The organism is Hymenobacter koreensis (assembly GCF_039541855.1).
Lineage (GTDB): Bacteria > Bacteroidota > Bacteroidia > Cytophagales > Hymenobacteraceae > Solirubrum > Solirubrum koreensis.
Genome location: NZ_BAABHA010000015.1, coordinates 773,213 through 790,702 on the forward strand (window position 1 = coordinate 773,213; position 17,490 = coordinate 790,702).

The 17,490-nt window shown below is 62.5% G+C and carries 12 protein-coding genes; 5 read left to right on the plus strand and 7 right to left on the minus strand.

Annotation, left to right across the window (positions count from 1 at the left end):
• Window positions 1-101 precede the first annotated feature (101 nt).
• The 3 genes from ABD903_RS22250 to ABD903_RS22260 form a co-directional block, all read right to left on the minus strand.
• Window positions 102-1,364 (minus strand): M43 family zinc metalloprotease, encoded by a 1,263-nt coding sequence (locus ABD903_RS22250; protein WP_345227908.1) that lies wholly within the window; start codon window positions 1,362-1,364, stop codon window positions 102-104.
• A 260-nt stretch (window positions 1,365-1,624) separates the two neighbouring features.
• A complete protein-coding gene (hflX, locus tag ABD903_RS22255) occupies window positions 1,625-3,010 on the minus strand; it encodes a GTPase HflX (protein WP_345227909.1) in 1,386 nt (461 codons plus the stop codon).
• Window positions 3,011-3,223: 213 nt separating this feature from the next.
• Window positions 3,224-3,613, minus strand: coding sequence for a c-type cytochrome (locus ABD903_RS22260; protein ID WP_345227911.1), 390 nt, complete (start codon window positions 3,611-3,613; stop codon window positions 3,224-3,226).
• Between the two features lie 185 nt (window positions 3,614-3,798).
• Here ABD903_RS22260 and ABD903_RS22265 point away from each other — a divergent pair, with 185 nt between their 5' ends.
• Together ABD903_RS22265 and rfbC are read left to right on the plus strand one after the other, a co-directional pair.
• Window positions 3,799-4,932, plus strand: a complete 1,134-nt coding sequence (locus tag ABD903_RS22265; protein WP_345227914.1) for a glycosyltransferase family 4 protein — start codon at window positions 3,799-3,801, stop codon at window positions 4,930-4,932.
• Window positions 4,933-4,996: 64 nt separating this feature from the next.
• Window positions 4,997-5,542, plus strand: a complete 546-nt coding sequence (gene rfbC, locus ABD903_RS22270; RefSeq protein ID WP_345227915.1) for a dTDP-4-dehydrorhamnose 3,5-epimerase — start codon at window positions 4,997-4,999, stop codon at window positions 5,540-5,542.
• Window positions 5,543-5,624: 82 nt separating this feature from the next.
• Here rfbC and ABD903_RS22275 read toward each other — a convergent pair whose 3' ends face one another.
• On the minus strand, window positions 5,625-6,926 hold the full coding sequence (locus tag ABD903_RS22275) for a UDP-N-acetylmuramoyl-tripeptide--D-alanyl-D-alanine ligase (protein WP_345227917.1): 1,302 nt from the start codon (window positions 6,924-6,926) through the stop codon (window positions 5,625-5,627).
• Between the two features lie 138 nt (window positions 6,927-7,064).
• Here ABD903_RS22275 and ABD903_RS22280 point away from each other — a divergent pair, with 138 nt between their 5' ends.
• Window positions 7,065-9,341 (plus strand): T9SS type A sorting domain-containing protein, encoded by a 2,277-nt coding sequence (locus ABD903_RS22280; RefSeq protein WP_345227919.1) that lies wholly within the window; start codon window positions 7,065-7,067, stop codon window positions 9,339-9,341.
• A gap of 12 nt (window positions 9,342-9,353) precedes the next feature.
• Here the strand turns inward: ABD903_RS22280 and ABD903_RS22285 are convergent, their stop codons facing one another.
• Both ABD903_RS22285 and ABD903_RS22290 read right to left on the minus strand, forming a co-directional pair.
• Window positions 9,354-10,151, minus strand: coding sequence for an amidohydrolase (locus ABD903_RS22285; RefSeq protein WP_345227921.1), 798 nt, complete (start codon window positions 10,149-10,151; stop codon window positions 9,354-9,356).
• 195 nt (window positions 10,152-10,346) lie between these two features.
• Entirely contained in the window at window positions 10,347-11,492 is a 1,146-nt protein-coding gene (locus tag ABD903_RS22290) for a methionine aminotransferase (RefSeq protein WP_345227922.1), read from the minus strand.
• A gap of 261 nt (window positions 11,493-11,753) precedes the next feature.
• Between ABD903_RS22290 and ABD903_RS22295 the strand changes: the two genes are divergently transcribed.
• Both ABD903_RS22295 and ABD903_RS22300 read left to right on the plus strand, forming a co-directional pair.
• Window positions 11,754-12,053 (plus strand): T9SS type A sorting domain-containing protein, encoded by a 300-nt coding sequence (locus ABD903_RS22295; protein WP_345227924.1) that lies wholly within the window; start codon window positions 11,754-11,756, stop codon window positions 12,051-12,053.
• 10 nt (window positions 12,054-12,063) lie between these two features.
• Window positions 12,064-13,494: a hypothetical protein gene (locus tag ABD903_RS22300; protein ID WP_345227926.1), complete on the plus strand. Its 1,431-nt coding sequence runs from the start codon at window positions 12,064-12,066 to the stop codon at window positions 13,492-13,494.
• Between the two features lie 66 nt (window positions 13,495-13,560).
• Here ABD903_RS22300 and ABD903_RS22305 read toward each other — a convergent pair whose 3' ends face one another.
• Window positions 13,561-17,403 (minus strand): PAS domain-containing protein, encoded by a 3,843-nt coding sequence (locus ABD903_RS22305; protein WP_345227928.1) that lies wholly within the window; start codon window positions 17,401-17,403, stop codon window positions 13,561-13,563.
• Window positions 17,404-17,490 lie beyond the last annotated feature (87 nt).

Here is a 17,490-nt window from a genome sequence, read left to right on the forward strand (position 1 = left end):
AATGCGCCCGAACTTCGTTTTTGTAAAGCGGCAAAACGGCATGAAAACCACAGTAAAAAAGCCCGGCCGCATCGGCCGGGCTTTTTCTGATGCCGCAAGAGTTACTCCTTGATGAAGCTCTGCTGGGTTACCTGGTCACCGTTTTTGATGGTGAGGCGGTACATGCCCTTGGGCAGGTTGCGTACGTCGAGCTGGCCGGTGGCGGCGTCGTAACGAGCTCCTTTGAGCTGCAGGCCGTGAATGTCGTACACAGTCACGCTCAATTCAGCTGGCGTAGCTGCACCGTTGCGCAGGTTCAGCACGTCGGTAGCGGGGTTCGGGTACAGCGAGTAAGCCGGGGCAGCAGCCATGGCCGTGCGGGGCGCAATGCCACCGTTCGAGGTGATGAGGGAGGCGCGGGCGCCGCCGGTAGTGAACAGCGCATCCATGCGGGCCGACTGACCGTTGGTGAACATGTACATGCAGGCGTCGTAGGTGTAGTCCATGTAGTTCATGAACATGTCGCCGTCGGGGCCGTTCGAGCAGGTCACTTTCGGGTAGCTGGGGCAGCCGCCGTTAGAGGTTTGCTGAGTGGGGGTGTCGGCTACGAAGTCGTTGCCGCAGGTAGCATCGCCCCAAATGTGGCGCAGGTTCAGCCAGTGGCCCACTTCGTGCGTGGCTGTACGGCCTTTGTTGTAGTTGCTGGCCGTACCACCGGGTACCGAGGAGTACAAGCAAACAACGCCGTCGGTAGCGGCGGGGCCACCGGGAAACTGCGCGTAGCCCAGCAGGCCGTTGCCCAGGTTGCAGAGCCATAGGTTCAGGTACTTATCGGCGGGCCAGGCGTCGCTGCCGCCGCGGCTCGTGTACTTCACAAAATCGTTGCTGCTGAACGAGCGGGTTTTGGTTTGACGGCGGATTACACCGGTAGTAGCGGCACCCGTGGGGCTGCGCTTAGCCAGTACAAACTGCACGTTGGTAGAGCCGGCCTCGTCGAGGAAGCCCGCTGGCAGGTTGCTGATGTCGGCGTTGGTTTTGGCGAAGTCCTCGTTCAACACCCGAATCTGGGCATCAATTTGAGCCTGCGACACATTTTGAGCGGCGGTGTTGTACACCACGTGCACCACCACCGGAATGGTAATGGTTACCCCTGTGCCACGCTGGGCTACCGGCGTGGATTCAAAAGCACGAGTATGGGCCTCAATGTCGGCCATGCGCTTGGCCCGGGAAGGGTCGGCGGCTATCTGAGCTTCCAACACGTCCATGGCGGCACACTGGCGCTTGGCGGCCGCTTCTTTTTCCAGGAAGCTGGCGTTGTTCTGAGCGGCGGCAGGTAGCGCAACGGTCAAAAGACCGAGTGCAAGAGCGTAAAAATGTTGCTTCATACAGTGTGAGAAAGGTTTGGTGGTGGAAAAGAGAGTGAGGGGAACGAGGTTGGTTTGGTAAGATACTGATTTTGCGGCATTATCCCGCGTTTTCCTTGCGGGTTTTGCAACGTTTTCGGCTGTTACGTGCAGTAGTTGTAAAAAAGTTGGCCCCTAGAGCAGATATTTTTTTTATTTCTGAAATGGGAAAAACAAAAAGCCCCCGACCTAATTGAAAGCGAATCAATTAGGCCGGGGGTACGCCAAATAGCGCTATGTTGCTATAATTCAGTTGGCTCGCCGTTTGTGGCGTAGTCATTAGGGTCGCCAAAGCCGGCTTGACCGGGGTACTGTTTGGCGTATAGGTTGCGCACGTGGCGGGTGAGCATGGCGCGCAGCTCGTCGATATTCAGGCGTTCCTGCGCCGAAATGAAAATGACCGGGTCGTGGAGGCGGGCCATGTAGCTGGCTTCCAGCTGCTCAAGCGTGGGCCGGATCAATACTTCGTCGTCGTGAATCAGGTCTTCGTCGCGGTCGGGCTCTACGTTGTGCAAATGGGAGGCCGGGTCCACGTCAGTCTGGTACTGATCGATTTTGTTGAAGACCAGAATAACCGGCTTTTCCGCCGCGCCAATATCCTTTAGCGTGTCGTTCACCACCTGAATCTGGTCCTCGAACGAGGGGTGCGAAATGTCTACGACGTGCAGCAGCAGATCGGCCTCTCGAATTTCATCGAGCGTGGACTTGAAGCTTTCAATCAGACGAGTGGGCAGCTTACGGATAAACCCTACGGTATCGGAAAGCAGGAAGGGCATGGTTTCCAGCACCACCTTGCGCACCGTGGAGTCTACGGTGGCGAAAAGCTTGTTTTCGGCAAACACGTCGGCGCGGCTTAGCAAGTTCATGAGCGTGCTTTTGCCCACGTTGGTGTAACCTACCAGTGCCACCCGAATTAGGCCGGTACGCGACTTGCGCTGGGTGGCGCTTTGCTTGTCGAAGTCCTTGAGTTGTTCCTTGAGCAGCGAAATTCGGTCGCGTACCACGCGGCGGTCAGTTTCAATTTCCCGTTCACCCGGGCCGCGCATCCCCACGCCGCCGCGCTGCTTGTCTAAGTGAGTCCAGAGGCCGGTGAGGCGGGGCAGCAGGTATTGATACTGGGCCAGTTCCACCTGCGTACGGGCCGTAGCCGACTTGGCGCGCAAGGCAAAAATATCGAGGATGAGCAGCGTGCGGTCGAGGATTTTCACCTTCAGCTCCTTTTCCAGGTTGCGCAGCTGCGAAGGCGAGAGGTCGTCGTCGAAAATAACCGTGCTGGCGTCGTTGTGCTCTACCCAAGCTCGGATTTCCTCCAGCTTGCCCGAGCCCACGTAGGTGCGCAGGTCCGGCTTTTCGAGCTTTTGAATAAAGCGCTTCACGGGCACAGTGCCGGCGGTTTCGGTCAGAAACGCCAGCTCATCGAGGTACTCGGTGGTGAGGGCATCGTCCTGGCGTTTGTCGGGCACGGCCACCAGCACGGCGGTTTCCTGCTCGGCGGCGGTATCGTAGGCGCCGTTACGGGCAGCGCGGTTCAGGATGCGCCCGGCCCGACCTTTAACGCTGTCTACGGCGCCGGGGTGGCGGGTGCTGTTTGTTTGGGGGCGGCCTTTGGAGGCGGGTTTTTTGGCCATGAGAGAAGGAGAGCTGAAAAATCGGGGGAAGGAGCTTAGCGCAGCAGGCGTTTCAGAAGGCCGCGCCGCCCCAACTTACGTAACCCAGCCGTACCCCGATGCCAAAACGGCTTGGGCGACGCCAATAAAGTGGTTGGTAAACGGGGCCGCAGCGGTATCAGCAGGATGCCGGAACGTGCGCGCCGCCGTCAAATCCATTGGCCGGTAGTGGGTTTAGCGCAACGTGAGCGAATACGCCACTACCTCCTGAATCTGCTCGGGCGTGAGTTGGTCTTTAAACGACGGCATCTTCCCCAGCCCATTGGTTACGATGTACGTGCGGCCCATTTGGTTGAGGTTGCTCTTGGTCAGGTCGTGGGCGCCGTTTACGCCCAGTTTGCCGTTTGCACCGTGGCAAATGGCGCAGTTCTGGGTGTAAAGCGCCTTGCCGGGTAATTCCGTGGGTGCGGTTTCGGTAGTTGTAGGGGGTGCGGTTTCGGAGCCAGCGCTGTTGCAGCCAGCTAGCAAGGTCAGGTAAATGAGCCCTGCCGCAGCAGCAGCGCAGGACAAAAAGGAAGTTCCGTGCCGTCTGCGGTTGCGCGACGTGGTGGGTGTAATGTTCATGCTTTTGCAAAGGTAGGTAACGGCCCTAGGGCAGGTAATTAAAAACTAGATACGACCTACTTCAACCCCGCAGCTAAACACGCAGAATGAAGCGGCTCAACAGGCGCTTTCCGCGGAACCGCTTTGCCCAAGCGCATCCGTTATACCTTTGCCGCCCGGCGCTGCTTTACCCGCGCCGTTTTTTTATGCGCGTTGCTATCGTCATCAATACCAGCTGGAACATCTGGAACTTCCGCCGCAACCTGGTGCGTGCCCTGCAGGGCGCCGGCCACCAAGTACTGGCCATTGCCCCGCCCGATGCGTATTCCCAGCGGTTGGTAACCGAGTTGGGCTGCGAGTTTGTGCCCGTGGAAATGGAAAACAAAGGCACCAACCCCGTACAGGATGCCCTGCTGACCAAACGCTTTTACGACGCCTACCGCCGCCACCGGCCCGATGTAGTGCTGCAATACACCATCAAACCCAACATCTACGGTACGCTGGCCGCTAAACTCGCTGGTGTGCCCAGCGTGAACAACGTGTCGGGCCTGGGTACGGTGTTCATCGTGCAGAATTTTGTAAGCCGCGTGGCCCTGGCGCTGTACAAGTTCGCGTTCCAGTTTCCGTACCGGGTGTTTTTTCAGAACGACGACGACCGGCAGCTGTTTTTGCAGCACGGCCTCGTGCGCGAAGCCGTAACCGACCTCGTGCCCGGCTCTGGCATCGACACCGCCACGTACCGCCCGAACCCCGATGCCCCCGTGCGCCACGAGCCGTTTGTGTTCCTCATGATTGCCCGCGTGCTCTACGAAAAAGGAGTGCAGGAATACTTCGAAGCCGCCAAAGCCGTGCGTGCGCAGGTACCCGGCACGCGCTTTCAATTGCTGGGCGGCATCGACGAATCGGGTGGGGTGGGCGTGAAGCGCGCCGTGTTCGAGGAGTGGCTGAAGGAAGGCCACGTGGAGTACCTCGGCACCTCCGACGACGTGCCCGGCCACATTCACCAGGCCAACAGCGTGGTGCTGCCCTCGTACCGCGAAGGCACCCCCAAAACCCTGCTCGAAGCCGCTGCCTTGGGCAAGCCCCTGGTAACTACCGACGTGCCCGGCTGCCGCGAAACCGTGATTGACGGGCAGAACGGCTACCTCTGTCAGGTTCGCTCGGCCGATGACCTGGCGGCCAAGCTATTGCAAGTACTGCGCCTGCCCGAAGCAGATTTGCGCCGCATGGGCCAGGCCAGCCGCCAGTTAGCCGTGGAGAAATTCGACGAGCAACTGGTGCTACAAAAATACCTGCGTACGGTGGAAGAAATTGGCCGTAAGCAGGCAATACGCCGTTAACGCACTAACTTTTCCGCCGCTTCGCCGTAACGCAGCAGCTCCCTTATCACTCCTTCCGTCCCCGATGAATATCAAGCAACATGCCCTGGCCGGCGTGGTCGAGATGATTCCCCGCGTGTTTACTGATGCCCGCGGCGCTTTTTTTGAGTCATTTAATGCCCAGCGCTTCGCCGAACTCACTGGCATTGAAGAAAACTGGGTGCAGGACAACCATTCGATTTCGACCAAAGGCGTGCTGCGGGGACTGCACTTCCAGCTTCCTCCCCACGCGCAGGCCAAGCTGGTGCGCGTTGCCTTCGGCCGCTCCCTCGACGTGGTGGTGGACATTCGCCGCGACTCGCCCACCTACGGGCAGCACGTGAAGGTGATGCTCGATGCCGAAAACTACAACATGCTTTATGTGCCTCGTGGCTTCGCTCACGGCTTTCTAGCCCTCGAAGACAACAACGTGTTTCTCTACAAGTGCACCGACTACTACCATCCCGAGTCGGAAGGCGGGCTGTGCTGGAACGACCCGGCGCTAAACATCGACTGGGGTGTGGAAAACCCGAACGTGTCGCCGAAAGACGCCGTGCTGCCCCGGCTGGCCGATTTCAATTCTCCGTTTTAGGCAGGCAGATAACTCAAAAACAGCCCGGGAAAGTGGTGACGGCAAAACCGCACTTCACCACTTTCCCGGGCTGTTTTTCTTGTTACAGCAGCTGCATAAGGGTTTCCAAGCCCATGCCGCGGGAGCCTTTCACCAGCACCTGCTGATTTTGCAAGGGGTGCGCTTGGAGCCACGCGGCCGCCTCGTCTTTGGTGATGAAGTGCTGAAAGCCCGGTTGCACGGCGCGCTGCATTTCCGGGCCAATGAGCACCACGGTACCGAAACCCTGTTCCGCTATCAACTCGCCCAGGGCTTGGTGTTCGGCGGCGCTTTCCTCGCCTAGCTCAAACATATCGGCCAGCAGCACGGCTTTGCGGGCGTTGTCGCCGGGGCGGGCTGCTAAGCTGGTAACGGCCGCCGCCATCGACGACGGATTCGCATTGTAAGCATCCAGAATAACTTCGTTGCGGGACGTGCGCACCAGCTGCGAACGGTTGTTGGTGGGGTCGTAGCCGGCCAGGCCAGCGGCAATATCGGCCGTGGGTACCCCAAAGTGGGCGCCCACGGCGGCGGCGGCGGCCAGGTTCGGGAAATTGTACGCCCCGGTTATGCGGGCCTCCACCTGGGTACCGTCGAAGAGTTGCAGGCTGACGTGGGGGTCGGCGGCCAGCAGTGCCGCCGGGTAGGTATCGGTGGGGTTGGGGTAGCTCACGCGCTGGGCTACCGCCTCGGCAATGCCCGGAATGCGCGCGTCGGCGGTGTTTACGAAGGCCGTACCACCGCTGGCAGCCAGGTAGCGGAACATTTCGCCCTTGCCCTTGGCCACGCCCTCGGCGCCCCCAAACCCTTCCAGGTGCGCTTTGCCAATGTTGGTAATCAGGCCGTGCGAGGGCTCGGCCAGGCCGCAGAGGAAGGCAATTTCGCCCTGGTGGTTGGCGCCCATTTCCACCACCGCTATATCGTGCTGGGCGGCATCAATGGAGAGCAGGGTGAGCGGCACGCCGATGTGGTTGTTGAGGTTGCCACGGGTGTATTGCACGCGGAAGCGGCGGCTGAGTACGGCGTATACCAGCTCTTTGGTGGTGGTTTTGCCATTCGAGCCGGTTATGGCTACTACCGGCATCGTTAGCTGCCGTCGGTGGTGCAGCGCCAGCTGCTGCAGGGCCTCCAGGGTATCGGGCACCAGCACGTAGCGGGCGGGGTCTAGGGCGGCCACGGCGGCATCGTCTACCACGGCGTAGCGGGCGCCCTGGGCCAGGGCCTGCGGAGCAAAGGTGGCGCCGCGGAACGACGGACCGTTGAGGGCAAAAAAGAGGGTATTCGACTGCGGTTGGCGCGAATCGGTGCTTGCAGCACTGCACTGCCGGAACCGGGCGTAGAGGTCAGAGTAATCGGGTAGCGACATACCGGCGCGTTTGGCGTAACTTGGAATGCAAATCCGGCGGCGGGTTTGGGCCGAACCGCGGCGCAAATTCGGGGTTTTTCAGTCGCCACAAAACCGCCGCGTATTGTTATCCACCCACCACCTGTTTGCTTCATGCCCATGCGTACCCGTTTTCTGCTGTTAGCAGTACTGGGCCTGCCGTTTGCGGCCCCCGCCCAATCGTTGTTTGCCTTTGAAGCCCGCCCCCAGCTGGCTTCCGTGGTGGTGGGTACCGATACGCTACAGCACGCGTGGGCTGGTGGCCTAAACAGCCCCGAGTTTTCCAACATCGACCTCAACAGCGACGGGCAGCAGGACCTGATGGTGTTCGACCGCATCAGCTCCCGCGTAACCACGTACCTGAACGTGGCCGCGGCCGGCGGCGGACGTCGCTGGCACTACGCCCCCGACTACGAAAGCGCCTTCCCCACCGACCTCGAAGGGTGGGCCCTGCTGCGCGACTACGACTGCGACGGCCGCCCCGATTTGTTTACCCGTGCCGGTACCGGCAACGTGCGCGTGTACCGCAACGTGAGCGTGGCCGGCGCCAATAGTCGTCCCGCATTTCAGCTGGCCAGCAACGAACTGATCTACGCCCTTTCGCCTACTTTCTCCACGCCTATTTTCCTCAGCGCCTACAATTTACCGGCTATTCAGGACGTAGACGGCGACGGCGACCTGGACATCATTGCCTTCGACGGCGCGAGCGGAGCCAACATTGAATTCTACCGCAACGTGGGCGGCAGCTGCGGCAGCGGGCTGCAGTTCGACCGCCCCACCATTTTTTGGGGCGACATTACCTTCTGCGGTACCACCTGCACGTCGTATGCCTTTGCCGGGGATTTTTGCCGGAAACCAACCCACACCGGCGGTTTCGCGCTGCTGCTGCAAGACCTCGACGGCGACCAGGACCTGGACGTGCTGGCGGGCCGCGACGGGTGCTCCGAATGGGTTGGAATTCGCAATACCGGCACCCGCCAGTTAGCGGCTACCAGCAGCACCAGCTTGCTAAATCCGCTGCCCAACGGCATTGGGTCGGTTTCGGTGCCCAACTTCCCGGCCGGCTTCTCCGTCGATGTCACCTTCGATGGGCGCCCCGACCTGGTGGTGGCACCGGCCCTCGTCGATAACCTCGACCAAACAAGCATGCGGCAAACCACGCGGCTGTTCGAAAATACCAGTGCGGGCACCAGCCTTAGCTATACGCCCCGGGCCGGCGGGTTTTTGCAAGACCAGATGATTGACCGCAGCGAGGGGGCAAACCCAGCTTTCGGCGACCTGAACGGCGACGGACTGGTGGACATGCTGCTGGGCAACTTTGCCGACCAGAACGGAAACGCCGGCAGCCAAACTACCTATTACGCCACGCTGGCTTACTACCAGAACGTGGGAACCGCTACCCGTCCCGTTTTCCGGCTCGTTACCAACGATTACCTCGGCCTGTCGGCGCGGCGCTACTGGAACATTCACCCGGTGCTGACCGACCTGAACCGCGACGGTGCCGCCGATTTGGCCTACACGGCTGAGTATTCGCAGGCCACGCAGGTGTTTTACCACCTAAACACGGCCGCGGCGGGCCAGCCGGTAAGCTTTAACGCCAGCCAGTTCGACCACCTTGATCTGCAGTACAACTGGTCGGGCCGCGAAGACATTCCCTGCTTTACCGACGTGGACGGCGACGGGTTCGTGGACCTGCTCATGGGCACCCGCGACCCCAACCCCGGCGGGGCTTTGCGATACTACCGTCGCGTGCCGGGCCAGCCCTTTCGAACCGCATTTCAGCTGCTGAACCCCGATTACGGCATGATTCGGGACGGTAACAACCGCAAACCCGAGAACCTGGCGCCCGCCGTGGCCGACGTAGACGGCGACGGCACCCTCGATCTGGTAACGGTAGATGGCAGCGGTAGTGTGCGTCTGTACGCCAACTTCCGGGCGCAAACGGGCCCGTTCTCGGCCCGCACCGATGTGTTCTATAATTCGCTCACGGGCCAGAACGACGTGGCTCGGCTCGACCGTGGTTTCGTGCTGCGCCACGGTTTGGCCCTGGCCGACGTAAACGGCGACGCTGCCCCGGAAATGTTCATTGGTTTGCAAACCGGCGGTGTACAAGTATTCGGCACCCGCAACCGGGTGTTGCCTGTTCGCACGGCGGCTAAAGCTACCTGGCCGCTGCAAGTGTACCCAAATCCCGCTACCGCCGCGGCTACCGTGGAAACCGGCGTACCCACGCGCCTGGCGCTGCTCGATTTAACCGGCCGCTACGTTCGGAGCGTGGACCTGGCTCAGCGCCGGCACCAGCTTGATTTGCGCGGCCTGGCCGCGGGCGTTTACCTGTTGCGGGTAACCAGCGCCACCGACGGCAGCAGCAGCGTACAGCGTTTGGTGGTGCAGTAAAAGGCGGGAAAATCAGCTCTGCAATTCTCCCACGTTTATCTCAAACGAATCGGCGTCTTGCAGGGCTGCGAACCGCTTGCGGTACGCGGCGAGGTCGGCGCGGCGCAGGGTACGCGTAATGCCCGTTTCCTGGTTGCCCACCTCCACGAGGTACTCGCCTTTCATATCCAGCAAAGCCGAGTCGCCGTCGTAGGTGTGGCTGTTGCCGTCGATACCCACGCAGTTCACGCCTAAAGTGTAGGCCAGATTTTCCATGGCGCGGGCGCGCAGCAGGGTCATCCAGGCGGTGCGGCGCACGGCGGGCCAATTAGCTACGTACAGCAGCAGGTCGTAGGGGTTTTGGGCGTCGTTGCGGCTCCACACGGGAAAACGCAGGTCGTAACAGATAAGCGGGCAAATGCGCCAGCCGCGCCATTCTTCTACCAGCCGGTGTTGACCGGGCGTGTATACCTCATGCTCACCGGCCATGCGAAACAGGTGACGCTTGTCGTAGTGGCTATACGAGCCGTCGGGGCGGACCCAGAAAAGGCGGTTGTAGTAGTGGCCGTCCTCGGTTACCATTACGCTGCCGGTAACCACGGCGTCGCGGGCGGCGGCCAGCTTGCGCATCCAGTCCAGGGTGGGGCCGTCGGCCGGCTCGGCCTGGGCAGGGGCATCCATGCTGAAGCCGGTCGGGAACATTTCGGGCAGCACCACCAGGTCGGTGGCAATGGAAATTTCCCCTACATGGCGGGCTAGCATGGCGCGGTTAGCGTCGGGGTTGTGCCATTGCAGGCTGGCTTGCACGAACGAAACAGTGAGGTCAGACACAGAAGGGCAATCCGCGGTGAAGAGAAAGTTTTCCTGAATAAACCCAATTATCTAACAAAAGTCAATAAGAAACTGCCTCTGCAAGCGCTTTTCAGTAACGCGCAGGTCAGGAAAGTCAACAACCAGTTCAAGCTGTAGTTACGTTTCCCGAACGGGGCAGCCGGGCATACAGGCTTGGAGGTGAGCAAGTAAGCGTTACAGGTTGTGTAAACGCTGGGCGGCGGCGCGCAGGGTGCTGTCCTGTTTGGCAAAGCAGAAGCGCACCAGGCCGTGGTCGGTTTGATTGTGGTAGAACGCCGATACGGGAACTACCGCCACGCCATGCTCGGTGGTAAGGCGGCGCGCAAACGTTACATCGTCGACACCGGGGGCAATCCGGTCGTAGCGGGCGAGCTGGAAATAGGAGCCGGAGGTGGGCAGCAGCTCAAACCGCGTGTGCTGCATCAACTCGCCAAACAAGTCCCGCTTGGCCTGCATAAAGGCCGGCAGCTCCTGGTAGTGCGCGGAGTCCTCGATAACAGCGGTAATGGCCAGTTGGGCCAGCGTGCTTACGCTAAAGGTCACGAACTGGTGTACCCGGCGCACCTCGGCGCTCAGCTGCGGTGGCGCCACGCAGTAGCCCACTTTCCATCCGGTGGCGTGGTACGTTTTGCCGAACGACGACAGCACAAACGCCCGCTCGCGCAAGCTGGGGTACTGCAGCGCCGAGCGGTGCGGCTGCTCGTCGAAGGTCATGTGCTCGTACACCTCGTCGGAGAGCAGCAAGGCGTGCGTGGGGGCCAGAATGGCGGCCAGCTGCTGCCAGTCGTCGTCGGAGAAAACGGCGCCGCTGGGGTTATGGGGGGTGTTTGCCATAACCAGCCGGGTGCGCGGGGTAATGGCATCGGCCACGCGCTGCCAGTCGGGCCGGAACGTGGGCGCGGTGAGGGGCACGTATACCGGCACACCGCCCTGCAACCGGATGGCAGGCCCGTACAGGTCGTAAGCGGGTTCCAATACCAGCACTTCGTCGCCGGGCTGTACCACGGCGGCCAGCACGGCGTACAGCGCCTCGGTGGCCCCGCTCGTGATGGTTATGTCGGTGGCCGGATCGGGGGCGGGCACGTGGTACACCCGGGCAGTTTTGGCGGCTATTCGTTCGCGCAGCAGCGGCAGGCCGGGCATGGGCGCGTACTGGTGCTGGCTGCCGCGGGCAAATTCCACCAAGGCCTCGGTGAGGGCCGCGGGCGGGTTGAAATCGGGGAAGCCCTGGGCGAGGTTGATGGCGCCGTGCTCGGCAGCCAACTGCGACATGACGGCGAAAATGCTGGTGCCCACGTCGGGCAGTTTGGAGGTGAGCATGGCCAACGGGTGAGTTACAGCACGAAGATATTGCGGTGCGAAGTATTGCGGCCCGCGCTCCTGCCGATGGCGTGGCTGCGTACGTTTGCACACGAAAAAATAGCAATGCCCTGGTTGGTAAGCCGGAAATAAACTCTTTCTTTCTGCCCAAGCTCCACGCCCTTACGGCCCTACTGTCACACACTTTTTGTTATTGTACACGCTGTTAACCTGAATTTGCTGGCGCTTGGTCGAGCGTCTTCTTTACCTTTTTTATTTTTTATGGCATTGGAAATCCGCGAAACCGGCACCGTAGTGGTGGGCCGCAGCGCCGCCGGCCTGGCGGTGTTCCCCAACCCGGCTACCGACCAGCAGCTGCGCTTTGCGCTGGAACGCGTGCCCGCCGCCGAGGCCACCCGCTATACCTACCGCCTGCTTACGCCCTACGGCCGGGCCGTGCGCCAGGGCCAGGGCACGCAGGCGCCCGTTTCCCTGGCGGGCCTGCCGGCCGGAGCCTACCTGCTGGAACTCACCGGCCCCCAGGGCCAGCGCCTCACCCGCCGCGTGCAAATCAACCCTTAATCCTTCGGGTATGCGTTTTTTCTGTGTATGCATTTTGTGGCTGGCCGCCCTGCTGGGGCTGCCGGCCCAGGCGCAACTGCTGCGGCAGCACGTGTACGGCACCACTGGCGAGGAATCGTACGGCTTGCTGACGCCCGTGCGGGGCGGCGGCTACCTGCTGGTGGGCGACCATCAGCCACGACCTTCATCGAACTTCAATGAGCGCCTCTACCTGGTGCGCGTAAACTCACAAGGCGACACGCTCTGGACCCGGCGCCAAAGATTGGGCTTTAATGGTATTAATGTATCTGGCGTGTGCGAAAACGCGGCAGGCCAGATACTGGTAGCCATTAGCGGCGCGAATACAAATGCGGTGCCCATCGACGACGCGGCCATGCTGGTACTCTTTAACGCCCAGGGCGACACGCTCTGGACCCGCAAAACGGGCGGGCCCACCATCGACGGATACACAGGCCTGGTACTGGGCCACGACGGGAACTTTGTGCTGACGGGCTCTCTGGGCACGTTCCCGCAGTGGCTCAAAGTCAGCGCCGCCGGGCAGGTGCTGGCCCGCACCACCATCAACTACGACGCCGGCGACGTCGGCTACCTGAGCGGCCTGTTTAAGGACGCCTCCAGCCGGGGCGGGTACTGGGTGGAAAACGCCACCGGCGGAACTGCTGCCGGCGCCCGCAAGTTGCTGCACCTGACCGAGGCCGGCGTGGTAGATCAAACCAAGCCACTCTACGGCAGAAGCTACGACAACCTGCAAAGCGTAGCTTCGCTGCCCAATAACGGGGGCTATGTGGCCTGCGAAGGCAGCACGGGCCGGCTGGTGCGTTTCACGCCCGCCCTGGACACGCTCTGGACCCGGCAGTTGCGCTTCGACAACGGCACGGTGCGCGGCTTTGCCTCGGCCCGGCAGGTGCAGCCCCTACCCGACGGCACGCTGGTGGTGGCCGGCCAGTTCTTCTTCTCCGGCGGCGGGCGCGTGTACCTGGCCAAGCTCAGCGCGGCCGGGCAAACGTTGCGCGACACGGTGCTCTTCCGCGGTGCGGGCACGGAAACCGTGGCCGGGCTGGCCGTAGAGCCCGGCACCAACCGCTACGTGTTCAGCGGCTATACCACCAGCGGCCCGCGCGGCGGCGCCGACCTGTTCCTGGGCATCCACGCCGACTGGCGCGTGCTCTCCACCCGCCCGGCCCGGGAGCGGCCCGCCGCGCTGGCCGCCTGGCCCAACCCGCTGCCCGCCGGCCGCCACGAGCTGGTGCTGCGCCCCGGCCGTCCCCTGCGCGGCCATCTCGCCCTGCACGACGCGGCCGGCCGGCTGGTGCGCCAGTGGCCCGCCCCCCCCGCCGCCGAGCAACGCCTCTCGCTGGCCGGCGTGCCGCCCGGCTTGTACCTGCTCACCGCTACCGACGCCACCGGCCTGCGCTACGTGGCCCGCGTGCTTCGCGAGTAAGTGCCAACACCGTTTCGGGTTGATAGAAGCCCTGGTTGTGCGCTGCACGGCCGGGGCTTGTACTTTCTAACAGCGCAGCTTAATGCTGAACGTGGTGCCTTCGCCCACGCGGCTTTGCACCTCCAGCTGCCCGCCGTGGCCGTGCACGATGCGCTGCACCAGGTACAGGCCCATGCCCGAGCCCTCGATGTGGGGATGAAACCGACGGAACATCTGGAACAGTTGCGGGCCGTACCGTTCCATATCGATGCCGAGGCCGTTGTCCTGCACGTGCAGCGCCACCTGGCCCGGCGCACTCTCCGACCACACGCGAATGCGGGGCGGGCGCTGCGGGCTGGCATAGCGGATGGCGTTGCTGAGCAGGTTGAACAGCACGCTTTGCAGGTTTGGGCGCACGAACTGGACCGTGGGAGCCGCTTCAAAATTCAGCTCCACCAGCGCGCCCGCCGCCGTTAGCTGCTCACGCAAACTCACCAGAACCTCGGTGGTCAGCTTCTGTAAATGAACCGTTTCGGGCGCTACTTGCTGGCGGATTTTCTGCACCTGTACCAGCTCCGTGAGGTCCTCAATGGTGCCGTGAATCTGGTGCAGGGCGCGCTCGAACATGGCCGTGAGCTGGGCGGTATCGGGGTCATGGAGCTGGGCCGAGCGGGTGAGTTCCTGGAAGATGCCGGCCATGTTGTTGATGGGTTGCTTCAAGTCGTGCGAGGCCGTGTACACGAAGCCGTCGAGGTCCTGGTTGATGCGGCGCAGCTCGGTGTTTTGCTCGGCCAGAGTAGTAGTCAGTTCTTTCTGCTCGTGAATGTCGGTGCAGGTGCCAAACCATTGCACCACCTGGCCGGCAGCGTCGCGTAGGGGTACCGATTGCCCAATAAACCAACGGTAATTACCACTGCCTCGTTCGCGCAGGCGGTATTCCACGCGCGATGGTTCACCGGCTTGCCGCGCCGTTTGCAAGGCTTGCAAACAGTTCTCCAGGTCGTGGGGATGTACAATGTGGCGGTAGTCGGCTTCTTCCCGAAACTCGTTTAGCCCGAAGCCGGTGTACTCCACCCAGCGCTGGTTAAAATAGGTGGGGCGCGCGTGCGCATCTGCCACCCACACCAGCTGCGGAATGCTTTCGGCCAGCAGGCGAAACTCGGCCTCGCGGCGCCCCAGCAGCTCCTGCAGCTCCCGTTGCTCGTGGTGGTCGACGCTGGCGCCGTACCAGCGCACTATCTGCCCGTCGGCGTCGAAGGCGGGGACGGTGCGGGCCAGGTGCCAGCGCCATTGCCCGTCGTGGCGGCGCAGGCGTATTTCACCCGACCACGGCTGGCGCTGCGTTTGGGCATGCTGCCACAACGGCGTAATGGCGCGCAAGTCGTCGGGGTGCACGGCATCGGCCCAGCTTTCGGTAGGGTTGGCCGAGGGCGTGTGGCCCGTGTAGGCGTACCACTGGGGGCTCAGGTAAGCGGTGCTGCCATTGGGGTGCACAATGTATACGATGTTGGGCAGGGCTTCCACCATCACCCGAAACTCCTCGTCGCGGCGGTACACTTCCTCGGTCAGGGCCTCGTTGCGCTGCCGCGTGAGCACGCGCTCGGTCACGTCTACGGCAAAAAACAGCAGGCCCTGGGTGTGGCTTTGCTCATCGAGCAGGGCCTGAATGGTGAGGTCGAAATAAAAGTGGCGGGCGGGCCGGTTCGGGCCATCGAACACCGCCAGCGGGTATTCTTCCTCCAGGGCCGTAAAGCCGGTGTGAAACACGCGGTTGAACATGGTGAGCAGGCCCTGTTCGCGCACTTCGGTTAGGGTTTCGGCAATGGGCCAGCCCACGCGCAGCCGGCCGCCAAACAAATCGAGCAGGCCGGGCGTGGCAAACCCGCACACGTGCTCGGGCCCGAGCAGGGTGCAGAGGTGCGCCGGTACCTGCCCCAGAATTTGCTGCAGCTGCCGGTCTTTCTCTACCAATTGATGCTGGGCATGCTTGGAGTCGTCGATGTCGGTGCCGGTGCCAAACCACTTGGTAATGGTGCCGGCCGCGTTGCGCAGGGGCAAGGCCTGCCCCAGAAACCAGCGGTAGGTGCCGTGCCGCGACAACAGCCGAACTTCCATCGAAAAATACTCGCCGGTGTTCAACGATTGGGCCCAGCGCTGCTGCCAATTGGGCCAGTCGTCGGGGTGCACCACTTGCGCCCACACATCGGTGGCCGCGCTGGGGTAGCCGGTGTAGGTGGTCCAGCGCTGGTTAAAGTAGTCGAAGCGGCCGGTTTCATCGGCCGACCACACCAACTGGGGAATGAACTCGGTGAGGAAGTGAAATTGCTCCTGCTGCCGTTGGGTTTCGGCCATGGCAGCCGCGGCCGTGCGGCGGTTCTGCAACTGGTCGGTCACATCGAGGCCCGCCATAATTACCCCGCTGATGCGGCCTTCGTCGTCGAGCAGGGGTTGGAGCGACAGGTTTAGAATCCGGGTTTCGGAGGAGTCTGCGTGCAGTGGCAGCGCCGGTACGCCGTTCACGTAGCGAGTCTGGCCGGTGCGGTACACCTCCCCAAAACGGGCCAGCAGGGCCGGGCCAGGGCTGGGCTGCGCATCGCGGGCGGGCTTGCCAAGCGACTCGGCCGTCAAAAAAGCCCGCGCCTGCGACGAGGCATATTCCACCACGTGGTCGGGGCCCTGCAGCACTACCAGGTGCAGCGGAAGCTGGTCGAGCTGCTGCAGCAGGCGGCGGTCGTGCTGGCGTTGCTGCTCGGTGCGGGTGCGGCGGTCGTGCACGTCGGTGGTGGCCCCAATCCATTTCAGCAGGGTTCCGCTGTCGTCGTACAAGGCCGAGCCGCGGGCCGAAAACCAGCGGTACTCGCCGTCGTGGCGGCGCATGCGCAGGTCGGCTTCAAAAACGGCGCCGGTGCTCAGGCTTTGTTGCCAGCGCTGCCCCACGGTTTCCAGGTCGTCGGGGTGAATGGTGGCCAGCCAGTTTTCGTGCAATGCGTCGGTAATGGGCTGCCCCGTGTACGTCGACCAGTACGGCGTCACGTAGTCGAATACGCCATCGGGCCGGGCCGACCAGCCCATTTGCAACTGGGCGTCGGCCAGCAGGCGGAAACTGGCCTCGCTTTGCTGCAGGGCACGCTCGGCGGTGCGCTGCAGGGTTACGTCCTGCATGGCGCCAATCAGCCGCAGCGGTTCCCCGGCGGCGTTGCGCACAATGTAAGCGCAGTCGCGTACGTCGGCCCAGGAACCGTCGGCACGGCGCATTCTGTACTCGGCCCGCAGCGCCTCGGCGGTGCCGTATACGCACTCCTGAAAAAGCGAAACGAGGCGCTCGGCGTCGTCGGGGTGCAGGCTGTCGCGCCAGAAATCGGGGCCGCCCACTCCATCGGCGGGGGTATAGCCGAACTGCTGATAAAACGCCTGATTGTAGCGCACCTGGCCGGTAACTACGTCCATCTCCCACACCACGTCGTGGGTAGCGCGGGTCAGCAGCTGAAACGATTCGTGATTAAGGCTGCCTTGGTGCTCGGCCTGCAGGCGGCGGGTAACGTCTTCGGCCCGCACCAGCAGGTGCCGCAAGGTGCCGTCGGGGGCTAGCAAGGGCCGCACAGAGCCCTGCCAGTAGCGCACTTCGTAGCGGCCGTCGGGGCGCAGCACGTCGTAGCGTTGGGGCTCGATGGTATGCGGCCGCAGATGCTGCCGGGCGTGCTCCAGCCCGTGCAGCCAGGGCGCCATGCGCTGCCTCCCGCCGGGGTCGGGGTTGGGCGGAAAAGCATCGTATACCGAGCAACCGACGAGGCCTTGGGTAGCGCGGCCCATGGTACGGACCAGTGCATCGTTAGCCGCCAGAATCACCAGCTCGGGACTGACCACCGCGTGCGGAGTAACCAGCGCTTGAAAGACCAATTCAAAATCGGCCGGGGGCAGCGAATCGGACATCGGCGGGCAGGGGCCGGCGGAAGGTAACCGGCCGAACTCGATCAAATATAACCGCCCAGTCGAAGCGGCCGCTACCCGTTAAACGGA

Excerpts from the sequence above, each read along its gene's own strand:
- ABD903_RS22265 (WP_345227914.1), top strand. The coding sequence starts at position 3,799 with ATGCGCGTTGCTATCGTCATCAATACCAGCTGGAACATCTGGAACTTC.
- ABD903_RS22300 (WP_345227926.1), top strand. The coding sequence starts at position 12,064 with ATGCGTTTTTTCTGTGTATGCATTTTGTGGCTGGCCGCCCTGCTGGGG.
- ABD903_RS22275 (WP_345227917.1), bottom strand. The coding sequence starts at position 6,926 with ATGTCGCTACCCGATTACTCTGACCTCTACGCCCGGTTCCGGCAGTGC.
- ABD903_RS22250 (WP_345227908.1), bottom strand. The coding sequence starts at position 1,364 with ATGAAGCAACATTTTTACGCTCTTGCACTCGGTCTTTTGACCGTTGCG.
- ABD903_RS22260 (WP_345227911.1), bottom strand. The coding sequence starts at position 3,613 with ATGAACATTACACCCACCACGTCGCGCAACCGCAGACGGCACGGAACT.
- ABD903_RS22295 (WP_345227924.1), top strand. The coding sequence starts at position 11,754 with ATGGCATTGGAAATCCGCGAAACCGGCACCGTAGTGGTGGGCCGCAGC.
- rfbC (WP_345227915.1), top strand. The coding sequence starts at position 4,997 with ATGAATATCAAGCAACATGCCCTGGCCGGCGTGGTCGAGATGATTCCC.
- ABD903_RS22305 (WP_345227928.1), bottom strand. The coding sequence starts at position 17,403 with ATGTCCGATTCGCTGCCCCCGGCCGATTTTGAATTGGTCTTTCAAGCG.
- ABD903_RS22280 (WP_345227919.1), top strand. The coding sequence starts at position 7,065 with ATGCGTACCCGTTTTCTGCTGTTAGCAGTACTGGGCCTGCCGTTTGCG.
- ABD903_RS22290 (WP_345227922.1), bottom strand. The coding sequence starts at position 11,492 with ATGCTCACCTCCAAACTGCCCGACGTGGGCACCAGCATTTTCGCCGTC.
- hflX (WP_345227909.1), bottom strand. The coding sequence starts at position 3,010 with ATGGCCAAAAAACCCGCCTCCAAAGGCCGCCCCCAAACAAACAGCACC.